Origin of the sequence: Marinifilum sp. RC60d5 (genome assembly GCF_052400665.1) — a bacterium.
Taxonomy (GTDB): domain Bacteria; phylum Bacteroidota; class Bacteroidia; order Bacteroidales; family Marinifilaceae; genus JBQTGK01.
In genome coordinates this window covers 594,035-606,572 of sequence record NZ_JBQTGK010000004.1, presented here as the reverse complement: position 1 = coordinate 606,572, position 12,538 = coordinate 594,035, and the positions used below count along the sequence as shown (strand labels likewise).

Annotated in this window: 8 protein-coding genes; 1 reads left to right on the top strand and 7 read right to left on the bottom strand. The window is 34.4% G+C overall.

What is annotated here, in order from left to right:
- Nucleotides 1–44: 44 nt before the first annotated feature.
- Entirely contained in the window at nt 45–1,094 is a 1,050-nt protein-coding gene (locus tag ACT3CE_RS12575; protein ID WP_444710116.1) for a LacI family DNA-binding transcriptional regulator, read from the top strand.
- Between the two features lie 97 nt (nt 1,095–1,191).
- On the opposite strand, the gene ACT3CE_RS12570 is transcribed toward ACT3CE_RS12575, so the two are convergent.
- The 7 genes from ACT3CE_RS12570 to ACT3CE_RS12540 form a co-directional block, all read right to left on the bottom strand.
- Nucleotides 1,192–2,499 (bottom strand): TlpA family protein disulfide reductase, encoded by a 1,308-nt coding sequence (locus tag ACT3CE_RS12570; RefSeq protein ID WP_444710115.1) that lies wholly within the window; start codon nt 2,497–2,499, stop codon nt 1,192–1,194.
- 76 nt (nt 2,500–2,575) lie between these two features.
- Nucleotides 2,576–3,724, bottom strand: coding sequence for a redoxin family protein (locus ACT3CE_RS12565; protein ID WP_444710114.1), 1,149 nt, complete (start codon nt 3,722–3,724; stop codon nt 2,576–2,578).
- Between the two features lie 36 nt (nt 3,725–3,760).
- Complete coding sequence (locus ACT3CE_RS12560; protein WP_444710113.1) at nt 3,761–4,954, bottom strand: redoxin domain-containing protein; 1,194 nt, start codon at nt 4,952–4,954, stop codon at nt 3,761–3,763.
- A gap of 35 nt (nt 4,955–4,989) precedes the next feature.
- Complete coding sequence (locus ACT3CE_RS12555; protein ID WP_444710112.1) at nt 4,990–6,192, bottom strand: redoxin domain-containing protein; 1,203 nt, start codon at nt 6,190–6,192, stop codon at nt 4,990–4,992.
- 12 nt (nt 6,193–6,204) lie between these two features.
- On the bottom strand, nt 6,205–7,119 hold the full coding sequence (locus ACT3CE_RS12550) for a TlpA family protein disulfide reductase (RefSeq protein WP_444710111.1): 915 nt from the start codon (nt 7,117–7,119) through the stop codon (nt 6,205–6,207).
- Between the two features lie 242 nt (nt 7,120–7,361).
- Nucleotides 7,362–8,849 carry a RagB/SusD family nutrient uptake outer membrane protein gene (locus tag ACT3CE_RS12545; RefSeq protein WP_444710110.1) on the bottom strand — a complete coding sequence of 496 codons (1,488 nt, stop codon included), beginning with the start codon at nt 8,847–8,849 and terminating at the stop codon, nt 7,362–7,364.
- Between the two features lie 43 nt (nt 8,850–8,892).
- Nucleotides 8,893–12,492 carry a SusC/RagA family TonB-linked outer membrane protein gene (locus tag ACT3CE_RS12540; protein WP_444710109.1) on the bottom strand — a complete coding sequence of 1,200 codons (3,600 nt, stop codon included), beginning with the start codon at nt 12,490–12,492 and terminating at the stop codon, nt 8,893–8,895.
- Nucleotides 12,493–12,538: the final 46 nt, after the last annotated feature.

Genomic DNA, 12,538 nt, shown 5'->3' with positions numbered 1-12,538 from the left:
TTATTCCTTTTTCCAGAAATTAGAAATGAAATTTTAATGATAAAATGGTAAAAGCAAAAATACGCATAAAAGATATAGCTGAGCAAGCTGGTGTTTCGGTAGGAACAGTAGACCGAGTTCTTCATAACAGAGGAGAAGTTGCAGAAGAAACAAAAAAGAAAATTTTAGAAATTGCTACAACCAACAACTACCAACCCAACCTTATTGCTCGTGCTTTAACATCGAAAAAACAATGCATTTTTGCTGCCCTACTCCCAACTCCAACCGAAGAAGATATTTTCTGGCGCAAACCTCTGGATGGCATAAGTGAAGCTGCTGCTGAATTGTCACAATTTCAAGTTAAGGTTGAAAAATTCTTCTTTACTCATTATGACGAAGATGATTTTATTCAGCAAACCAATGATATCCTTAAATTAAAACCTGCAGGTGTTGTATTTCCACCAATATTTAAAAAAGAAAGTTTACAGTTTATCAAAAAACTAGAAAAAAATGGAATTCCCTATGTTTTTCTTGAGGCCAAAATAAAAGAATGTAACTACCTGGCTTATGTCGGCAGCGATGGTGTTCATGGCGGTAGAGTTGCTGCAAATATCATAGACTGTAGTATCCCCGTAAGTGGCGATATTTTAATTATTAATTTAGCTAAAGACCTGGAAAATGTTCACCATTTAAATAATAGAACTCAAGGGTTTTTAAGCTATTTTGTGGAATACGGCAATAATAAAGGACTTAAAATCAGCATTGAAATTCCAACTTCCAAATCGACCGTAATTAAAGAGAAGCTAGACGATATTCTATCAAAAAATAGAAATATTAAAGCCATTTTTATAACTGGATCAAAAGTTTATAAAATTGCTGAATACCTAATAAAAAACAAGTTAGAAGATATCGTTTTGGTTGGCTTCGATCCTATCGAGCAAAATATTAAATACCTAAATCAGGGAACCATAAAATACCTAATTGGCCAACATCCTTATCAGCAAGGATTTAAATCGGTAAAAAAATTATTCGAGCATGTAATGCTTCACAAACCAATTTCCCGAGACGAAATTTTACCTGTAGATATTATTAACAGAGAGAGTTATAAGCTATAAATTGAGTCTATCGATTTTTTTAGTCACCAATAAATATTACAAAAAAACAGTCTTCCCGAATAAAGAAGACTGCTTATAATAAATTAAAATCGACTAATTAAATACCCAATTCTTTGAATAAAGTAATCAACTCAGAATTTGATGGTCGAGGAGCACTCTTGCTTACTATATTTCCTTTTGGATCAATCAAAATAAATCTCGGAATACCTGAAACAGCATAATCATCAGTAAACTGCTTATCCGAAGCTATTAGCTGAACTCCACCTAATTCTTTGTCGGTAACCATTTTTTTCCATTTGTCTTTATCCTGATCAACAGAAATACTTACAAACTCGATGTTTTTGCCATGGTATTTATGCTCTACTTTCTGAAGATGAGGAATTTCCCCCCTACACGGTCCACACCAGGTTGCCCAAACATCGATATAAACATACTTTCCTTTAAAATCGTCCAAAGAAGATGTACCTCCAGCGCAGTTTTCGTAGTCAACAAATTTAGGCGAAGGCATTCCTTTATCCAGTTTGCAAACTTTATTATACAGTTTTGTAACTTCTTCCATCTTATCTTGTTCTGTACACCCTTTCTTAAACTCTTCGTATAAAGCATCTTTATCTTCTGCATTTGCTAAATTCTGAAGCATGGTAATGTGTCCAAGCTTATTTTTTAGATATTGATTTTCAATAGAATTCAACACCTTCATGAAACCCAATATCGGAGAAGACAAAGCTTCTTTTTTATACAGCAAATTTCCTTTTACAGTAGCATATCTTCTGGCAAAAATGTAAAATTCGCTTGAATATTCAGCTAGTTTTTCATTGGTCAAATCCACTTTATCAAATTCAGCCAAAAACATTGCCGATGGCTCATAAGAATTATCCTGCGCCATGTATGGATGATAGCTTACATAGGTAGTTAAACTTGAATAATATTTGTATTCAACAGCTTTTCTTTCCATCTCTTTTAATGAGTTTGGAATATCAGTTACTTTTTCGAACTCACTCATTAACTTGACTGTACTCTCTTTCGATTTCTTCATAAAATCAGCTTCGTTAAGAGTATACAATTCTTTCATGTTTGCTCTTTCGGCATTTCGCATTTCTGTTTTTACCTGAAGATAGTGATTGAAAGAAGCCAAATCGCCAGCAAATTTTAAAGTATTTTTAAAGTCTTTAGCATCAGCCGTAATTTCAATTACATCTCCTCCAAGTGCATACAAATCAACATTGTTTCTTTCAAAATAAAAGCTATTTTTCCCTTCTTTAAGTGTATCCTGAAAAAAACCATCTTCATTTAGCTTTACAGGTATTGAACCTCCCTGAAACATAAACCTCTCGCCATTGTAATTTTGAATGTTTCCTTTTACAATTACATAATCAACATTCTCTTTGGAAGTACATGAAATCATTATCATTAAGGATAATGATTCCTAGTAGTAAATTTATTTTCTTCATTTTTAAAAGTTTATATTTTACGAATAAAACCTATCTTGCAATTAACTTCTCAACTTCGTGATAAAACTCTTCTGATTCACCTACCGAACGATATAATATCTTTCCATTTCTGTCCAAAAGAATTTTGGTTGGATATCCTTGTACATTGTATTTAGCAACAAAATCTTGCTCTCCTTTACCCACAAGAATATTTGGCCAATTCATGCCTTTTTTCGTCATACACTTCTGAACTTTCGCAACATCATTATCCTTAGCAAGACCTACAATCTGAAGTCTATCGACATGAGCATCGCGAAACTTTTTCATTTCTGGCACACCAGCTAAACAAGCACCACACCATGTTCCCCAGAAATCAATAATCACATATTTCCCTTGTAATGACTCAATATTGAAGTCAGTATTATCCAGTACATTCGTTCCAGTAATTGCAGGTGCTTTCATTCCAATTCCTGTTTCTTTATAACCTTTAACTCTACTTGCTAAAGACTTATAATAAGAAAGACCTTTATACTTATCAGCATCAACCTTTTCCATTAGCTCTGCTACTTTTTCCATCTCAATTTGAGAGCGAATAATCATATCTTCCATCAACCAAAGTCCGGCAATCGAAGAAGCATTTTGAGCTAAAAAGTCCATTCTTATTTGTTCAATCCTTTTCCCAAGCTCTTCACTTTTCTTTTCGTCAGCTTGTTTAACCGCAGCACTTAATGTTGTATCTTTTGCATGTTTAATCATTAGGTTAACTACCTCATTGGTAGGTGGAGAAATCTTCGAATTTAACTTCGCCATTAACTCATTCTCCGGATCACCTGAAGGATACGCATCGCAAAAATCCTTTGCTTCTCCATTCACCTTAATATCTGCTCCTGGGTAAGCAATATAAGATAACAATACACATTTTGTTGGAATATAACCACGATCAACCATTTTCATCAACTTATCTGTACGAAATGACATAGCAAGAACTTTAGGTTCATCTATGTTTCCAGAGTAAGTAAAAGCTCCTTTTTCAAATCTAACAGAATCGATCCTAAAGCCTCGTTCTGCATTCTCATCCTCAATAAAAATATTTCCATTTATCTTATCCAAACCTTTAATGGTTCCTGATATTTTGTACTCTTGTGCTTGTACTCTTAAAACTGACAGTGCCACCAGACACAATAGGATTAATTTCTTCATTATTTTTTCTTTTTTACATTAATTACTTCCAATTATCTAGTGTCCAAAAAGTTCTTCCAACTTTTTATCTAAACTTTCTCCTCTAAGATTCTCTCCAACAATCATCATATTATCATCAATTAAATAAGTTGTTGGTAAACCTTTTATACCGTATAAATCGGCAACTTTTCCTGATTTCTTTCTTTTAGCATTACTACGAGGATCAAACACATGATGCCACATTTCTGTTCCGTCTTGCTTTACAGCTTTTCGCCACTTCGCATCGGTATCACCAGTGGTAACACACACCACTACAAATCCGTCTTTTTTGTAGTTCTCATACAAATGTTTTACATGTTTCATAGACTTTCTACAGGACCCACACCAGCTTGCCCAAAAATCAAGTAAAATATACTTTCCCTCAACCTCCGATAGGGTTAAAGATTTGCCATCAATAGTCTGTAGAGTAAAATCCAAAATATTCTTTCCTACTACAAGTTTATTGGCATTACTATTTATCGTATTCTCAAAAATTCTGTAGTAACATGTATTCTTTGCATCTCCTTTAAAAGATGAAAAAACTTCTTTCTGTTTTTCTGGAGAAAGCCCCATAAAACTTCCCCCAATGATCCAAGGTGACGATGCAGAACTCGGATTATTTTTCACATGAGAAAGTGCAACTTTTGTCATTCTATTATTCCGCTCAGTAAACAAAGGATACAATGTGGTTTGCACCTCATTTACCAACTTTATTACCTCTTGTACACCCTCTTTTGTTGACTGATCGATTTCTTTCAATTTATTGTTGTTATCAACAAGTGGTTGGTATTTTTCATCTGCAATAATGGCTTCCATTTCTGCATTGGACTTCATATACAAATCATTACTTACACTACCAGTAACAATTGAGGTGTGCAAGTAATCTGTTTCCTGATTAAGATCCATTGATAATTCCATTTCAGAATTTTCAAGGATAAATGAGGTTTGCACTTTTCCTAATTTGAGAATAACCATGTCGGGATGTTCTATTTTACCCTTAAATGTGAATTTCCCCTCAACAATTTGAGTTGTATCTGTGAAAATGACCTTATCAAGTAATTTATCTTCTATACTCATAGTCACAATTCCATCAGGAGCTCCTTCAACAACACCGTTTAAAATATAACCGTCATGTTTCTCTTGCGTTCCACAAGAAATAATCGAAAATCCAATGCCAATGCAAAGAATTAGTAATTTAATTTTAGTTTTCATCTTTATATCTATATTAATGCGTTAGGTATTTCTTATTAATATCCGTAAAGTTCTTCCATCTTTTTATCCAAGGCTTCTCCTCTTAATTGACGTCCAAGAATAACGCCATTTTCATCTAACAGAAAGGTGCTTGGTAAAAATGGCACTGCATATAATTTTGAAACTTTACCGTATTTATGATCTCCGCCTCCATCATCAAAAACATGATTCCAAACGGTCTGATCTTTTTTAATAGCCTTTAACCATTTCGATTCTACATCGGCAGCACCAACACCAATAACTTCAAACCCATCCTTATGATACTTTTTGTATACTTCTTTTAAATGAGGAAAGGAAGCTCGACAAGGACCACACCAAGAAGCCCAAAAATCAACAAATACATATTTCCCTTTTACTTCTGATAAGGTAAGCGTTCCACCATTATTAGTAGGTAATGTGAAATCGGGTGCAGTTGCTCCTATAGCCAATCGTTCGAAAATTTCCTTATATGTTTTAGTATAGTAATCGAACATTGCTGTATGCTTCGCCTCTCCTTGAAAGATAGGATAAACAACTTTCATTTCTTCTTTAGACATTCTTCCTTCGCTAAACTGAAAACTTAACACATAAGGAGCTAAGACTGAATTTGGATACTTTTTAACAAAATCCATTTTAAGCTTTTTTCGTTCGGCATAACGTTCGTTGCTTAAACTTTCATATTTGGAAAAACGCTCTTTGTACTTTTGAATCAATTCTTCATCTTTAGACTGATAAGCTTTTATCATTTCAGCTCTTAAACCTGTAAATACCGCATATTTTTCCTGATTAAACAGACTGTCTTCTTTACGATTCTGAAGCTCTAGCAAATCGTTTAAGTTTGATCCAATTACTTTAGTAAATATTCGATCGCTTCCTGACTGCTTCTTTGATACATCTAGATTTAATGTCATTGCACAATTTTCAAGAATAAAATCGGTATAGTATTCTTTCCCAATCATCACACTAACCTGATCGGCATGAGCAATTTTTCCTTTCAATTGAAATTTGCCATCCTTAATTTGCGCACTATCTATAACAACAGGCTTTACATCTCTATAAGTATAATTAATTTCAAGTATTTTAAGCATACCAGAATCTAAACCTTTTACTGATCCTTTAATGGTATAACCATCATATTTTTCTTTTTGTTGGCAAGAACTTGCCAACAATACAATACTCATGCAGAAGACAAGTAAAGGAGATATTTTTGTATGTTTCATCTTTGTTATTCTTTACTTCAAATTTTTATCAATCAACTCATATAACTCGGCTGTTCCTGGTCTTGGAGCTTCTCTTCTAATCAATAAGCCATCTGCTCCAATTAGAATATAACGTGGAATACCTTGAACCATTAAATCCTTTTTGAAAGTATTTTTGTTGATTGAAGTATTCAATTGTATTCCGGTAAACAAACCACCTTTATTCTCGTTCACTTTTCTCTTCCATAATTCCACATCTTCGTCTACTGAAATACTAAGAAATACAATATTTTCACCTGCATATTTTTCTTTTAGTTTATTGAATTTTGGTAACCCTCTAACACAAGGTCCACACCATGTTGCCCAGCAATCCATCATCACCATTTTTCCTTTAAAATCAGATAATGAAACTTCTTTTCCATTAATATCGAATAATGTAAATTGAGGAGCAGGTTTACCATTGGCATAAGCATTTTGCCCTGCTTTGTAGTCTTCAAATCTTTTTAAACTTGCTTTATCTTTTACTTTCTGATAGATAACCCCTTCCAAGTAGGATTTAATGGCTTCATCATTAGCTCTCATATAACTAATAGTTAACCCATTAATCATATCATTCTTTATTAAAGTTGGGAAAGTACAAGTATCTAAGTAGGCTACATTAGCCTTAAAGTACTCCATCGATTCACGTTCATATTTCGATAGAACAGAACCCATTTTTTCATAATAGCCCTCTCTTACATACATCGCGTATCGAGAACTCTTATGGTAAAGGTCGAAGTCGTTTTTAGGAATTTCATTTTTGAAATAAGCTTTGAATTTTGCAGGAACAGTCCAATCTTTATCAGGACTATACCCAACATAAAGTATACTCAGGTTTTCTTTTTTTTGAGCCTTTGCAGAAATCACAGAAATAATAACGAGGCATAATATCGATACTCTCTTGATCATAACACAATGAGTTAGTGGTTAACATGAAATGTGCAATTCTTTTTTGCACAAAATTAATAATGGGTATAGGTAAGAAGGTAGGTTATTTAAATATTAGCCTGTAGTCAAAGGACACAAGGCAATGGGCAATACATTGAGATACTCCAATTGCACTGAGAGCAAAAAACAAGTGTTTAAGTGTTAACTTAAACACCTGAATTATCAATTCATTGCTACATACAGAATAAATTATCTGCAAAATACTAATAAGTGTTTTGCTCAAGAACACCTTGTGTTACATCAATATCAGATTGAGGTAATGGACGAGCAAACTTTCTTGATTTCTTATCAAGTGTTAATGTTTGAGCTCCCTTAGATACTTCAATTACATGCTCGCCTACAGGATAAAACTGTCTTGTCATAACAACATCATCAGCAGCATAACTGTTGTTATTAAATCGACGTACATCGATAAAACGCTGAGTAAATGGTAATTCTCTTCTACGTTCTTCCAAAATCTTCGCAATTGCCTCATCTTGAGAACCAGCAGACAAATTAATTGCAGATGCATCAGCTGTATTTAGTATACGCTTTGTACGTAATAAATTAACAGTTGTCATAGCTTCAGCCACCTGATTTAAACGTGCTTGACACTCTGATTTAATTAATAACATTTCTGCTACAGTAGGTCCACTTGGTATTTTATCGAAAAAGAAAATATACGCAGGATATTGAATCGTTAGTCCTCTATCATAACTGTAATTTTCAACCATATGATACTTATATCTCAAGTCATTGGCTTGGTCATATAGTGATAATAATTCCGGAGAAGCCCAATAATTCCGATGGCCATTATAAAGGAAACGGAAATAATACAGTTCTTTCCATTCCATACGAATTGCCGCTGCTCCTTGAGCATCATTTGTCATTGGAAACAGAACATCTAGAGTACCACCTGCTCCGTCTGGGACTGAATAAGGAATAGTTGAATAAGACATATCCGTATTATAGTCCATCATTTCATCATGACCACTTAAAGCCGCCTGTGCATAAGATTGTGCTTTCGCATAATCATTCATTACCAAGTATACACGAGCAGCAAAAGCATTCACTGCAGGAGCACTTGCCCTCCATGTTCTGTAATTCTCACCAGACAATTCTAAATCACGATTCAATTTTAACGCTTCTTCCAAGTCAGCTAGAATATAATCCCAAGTTTCCTGTAGAGTAACTCTTTCAGCTGATTCTTCAAAACTAGTAGACGCCTTAATTGGTAATCCCATCTCATCCATATTTTCAGTAGCATATGGAAGACAATAGGTATTTACCATTTGAAAATAGCTATAAGCGCGAATAAAGTGAGCTTCTGCCTTTAGATTTAATTTGTCTTCATCGGTACCAGAAACTTCAGATAAATACTCTAAAACTAAATTGGCAGAAAAAATCTTCTTCCATTCTGCAGAATAATAACCTCTATCCTCTTGTACAGGTAAATACTCAACATCCCAAGTTGCATAATGGGCATTCCCCATTGTATAAACACTTGGATTATTATCGTATAAAGAAGTTAACAAACCAAAATCATCGCTTCCGAAAATCAAATCATAATTTTCCTCTGCATTAAACTGCGTATAATCGTTTAATAGAAACTCTAGATGTTCTACTGTTGAAGGAACTACAGACTCTGATTTATTAGGTGGTTCATTTAGAAAGTCGTCGCAAGAGGCAAATAAAACCACTGACGCGATCAAAATTAATATATATTTTTTCATCATTATAATCTTTAATATTTAATTATAAGCTAACTCTTAAACCAAAAGTAAATGTCTTCTGTGGCTTAATTGATCCCATAGGATACTCTGGATCTTCATCAAAATCATTCCAAAGAATTGTTCCCAAATTATTCCCTTGTGCATAAGCTTGAACTCGGCTTAAACCTAATTTAGATGTAAATCTCTTTGGTAAATTGTAAGTTAAATTTACTTCCTGCAAACGAATATGAGATGCCGACTCAGTTAAATATGACATATAAGGAACATAGCTGTTATAAACATAGTAGTTGCTCTCGTTCGTTGGAATTGGTACAATCTTATTGGGATCGCCATTAACAACCTCCGAAAATTTATTATTCACCACTGTATTACCTCCCCATAAAGGCTTATAATCAAAACCATGACGTCTGTATTTATGACCAAATTTACCAGTAACCAAGAAAGATAAATCAAAATCGTAAATCTTAAATGAATTTTGGAAACCAACAATATACGGAGCAACTGAAGTTCCTTGATTAGACATATACTTTCTTGCATCGTTGCCTGGAGCATATGCTGTAATTGGATAAACAGCTCCATTCTCACCGTGAATGCTAGGTTTTATTAAAGGATCAGAATCTGTTCCAACATTAGTCATACCTGCATAATCATATGCCCAAATCGAATTGACATCCATACCTTCAGAATAAGCATTTGTTCCACCCATAAACAAATCAAATTGGCTATAAGTTGCCTTAAAGAATTTGGTAATTTCATTCTTATTGTAAGCAAAGTTTAAGTTCCCAGTCCACTTGATATCATTACCCATAACTGGCAATGTGGTACCTAACTTTATCTCGATACCTTTGTTGACCATTTCACCATTGTTAAACTTCTGTGTGCTTGTTCCGGTCATAGAAGGCACCGACTGATTAACAATTAGGTCTGCACCTAACTTATGGTATACCTCAACTGAACCATGTAATTTTGAATTTAAGACAGCAAAATCAACTCCAAGGTTAATATTTCTAGTTTTCTCCCAACGAAGAGTAGGGTTACCAAAATTAGATATCTTAGCGGTTGTTTCAAGTGAATATCTATCTACAGCTCCTTCAATAGCTAATAATGGATATGGAGAAGTAGATGGGTCAAAATTACCAAGGTAACCAAAAGTTCCACGCATTGTCAAACGATTCAACCAATCAACATCAGAAAGGAAATCTTCCTTAGACATTTGCCAGCTACCACCAACTGACCAGAAAGGAGAATAACGATACTTCGAATTATCGGTAATCAAATTCGATGCATCGGTACGATAACTACCTGTTATACTATACTTGTCATTATAAGTATAAGAAAGGTTAGCAAACAAAGAATACTTTCTTGCAGTTGCATAAGTAAATTCGCGTACATCATCTAAAGCAATTGGATAATAACCATACATCAGTGGAGTGCCTAACCACATAGAAGCGTAGGCATCATAAGGTTTCTTTAAACGACCTACTCCTATTCGCTCATCATTGTAATAACCGAATGTGTCGGTTTCATCGCTTCTTTCAATTACTCTATTACTAATTTCTGTACCAGCAATAAAGTTAATAGAATGCTTCTCGGCGAAAGTTCTATTAAAATTCAACTGATTACGCCAGTTGTAATACTTAATGGTCGTGGTATTTTCTGTTAAACCACCACCATTAGGCATAATTGGATCAACAACTCCAGTATTTTGATTCCATGAAGATGTTTCATTTACCATCTTTCTCATGGTGAATGAATTTGCTCCAAAAACATTTTTGTTCTTTCTTACCAAACGCTCATACAATACTTTAGTATTAAAATTAAGGCCTTCCATCAATCTGAAATTCAATCCTAATTGAACTCTGGCATTTAATTCTTCAATAGTAAAATCTCTTGCTCCTAATTCCTGAATAGGATTATAGGACCAATCTGAATAAGAAAAATTCTCAGTAGGAACCAATCCATTTAAAACAGGTGTGTAATAAAACAGATTATTAAGATTAGCCTGACTTCCATCTTCGTTCAATAACATCTCATAGGGCTGTAAACCTGTCATCATACCATAAGCACTATATTGCGAAACAGAAGGATCGCTATTCTGAACACCATTACGATCACGAGAAGAATACTGCATCATTCCCGAGAAATCAAAATCTAACCATTTAGCTAATTTTGTATTATTGCGGAAGTTAACAACTGCTTTTTCAGAATCGTTCCCTTTGAAATTATCTTTTCCTTTTTCGTACATCAATGAAAGAATATTCGATGTTAGTTCCGTACCACCAGAAATGCTCAAACTGTATTGTTGAGTAAATGGATTCTGCATCAATTTATCTTCAATCTGTCCTCTGTTATCTAATCCTGCTAATCTGGTCAAACCTGCATTCATTTCATCTTCACTTATAAGATTTAATCGTTGCTGATTCATCAGTAAAACTGCCTGCGAATGTGCCGTTGCAGCTGAATATGTCGAATAAGATGGTAATGTCCAAGGTGTATTTGTCGTGTTCATCTCGAACATTTGCTTCTCATATTCAATTGTCTCTGCACTTGAGGCTTTGGGATTGAGATAATCAAAATCTACCATTGAAGAGGTTTTCACGAATGTAGAAAAATCAACTTTTAGTTTTCCTTTCCTCGCTTTTTTTGTTGTAATCACAATAACACCATTTGCAGACTTTGCTCCCCAGATCGATCCGGCAGCTGCATCTTTCAATACGGTAATACTCTCAACATCATTAGGATTAATTGTACTAAATGGATCAAACCTAGATACAAGCTGTCCATATTCGTTATAAACGTCTTCCTGCACAACAGGAAATCCATCCACAACAACCAGTGGCTGCGCATCACCATATAAACTTGATTGTCCGCGAATTTCGAAGTCATAGGAACCATCAGCTCTAACTGTTGCATTTACACCTGCTAATGTTCCTTGCAATCGCTCCGAAATACTAGAAGATGCTTTTTCCAAATGCTCAGTTGAAAGTTTATCAAATGAACCTGAAGCTCTCTCCTTAGAAATCGACTGATAACCGGTTACCACAACCTCAGCCATTTGCTCAGTGTCAGCAAAAAGCGTTACATTTTGCAATGTTTGTCCTTTATAAACAATTTCTTGTGTTATCATTCCTACAAAAGAATATACAATAACAGCATTACCATCGAAAAAATTAATAGCATAATTCCCATCAATATCGGTAGAAACTCCAATTGTCGTTCCTTTTACAATTACAGAAACACCTGGCAAAGGAATACCATCTTCGTCGGTAACTTTCCCAGTTACTTTCTTTTTTTCTTGCACTACAGGAACTGGAATTGGCTTTACTAGTTTTTTAAAAGTTATCACCTCTTCTTCCACTTCACATTCCAAACCTCTTTCTCTTAGCAGTTGATCAAGAACTTGTTTCACTTCTTCATTCTCAACTTCAACATCTACCTTAGCAGATTCATCGAACATATCTTGGTAGTAAACGAAGCGCAAACCAGTTTGCTCTTTAATTTCATTTAGAACATCAAGTATTGTTGCCTGATCCATCTCCATGCTTACTCTTTGGTTCTGAGAGTAAGACTTTGCCGTCGCACTATACGAAAGAACAAGTACTAAAAAACTTAGAATTTTCATTTTCAACAGGATTTTCCGCCACTTCTTGGGAAAGAAACAGCCTAAT

Bases quoted from the DNA above. Each gene is read 5' to 3' on its own strand.
- ACT3CE_RS12575 (WP_444710116.1), top strand. From the start codon at position 45: ATGGTAAAAGCAAAAATACGCATAAAAGATATAGCTGAGCAAGCTGGT.
- ACT3CE_RS12570 (WP_444710115.1), bottom strand. From the start codon at position 2,499: ATGATTTCATGTACTTCCAAAGAGAATGTTGATTATGTAATTGTAAAA.
- ACT3CE_RS12565 (WP_444710114.1), bottom strand. From the start codon at position 3,724: ATGAAGAAATTAATCCTATTGTGTCTGGTGGCACTGTCAGTTTTAAGA.
- ACT3CE_RS12560 (WP_444710113.1), bottom strand. From the start codon at position 4,954: ATGAAAACTAAAATTAAATTACTAATTCTTTGCATTGGCATTGGATTT.
- ACT3CE_RS12555 (WP_444710112.1), bottom strand. From the start codon at position 6,192: ATGAAACATACAAAAATATCTCCTTTACTTGTCTTCTGCATGAGTATT.
- ACT3CE_RS12550 (WP_444710111.1), bottom strand. From the start codon at position 7,119: ATGATCAAGAGAGTATCGATATTATGCCTCGTTATTATTTCTGTGATT.
- ACT3CE_RS12540 (WP_444710109.1), bottom strand. From the start codon at position 12,492: ATGAAAATTCTAAGTTTTTTAGTACTTGTTCTTTCGTATAGTGCGACG.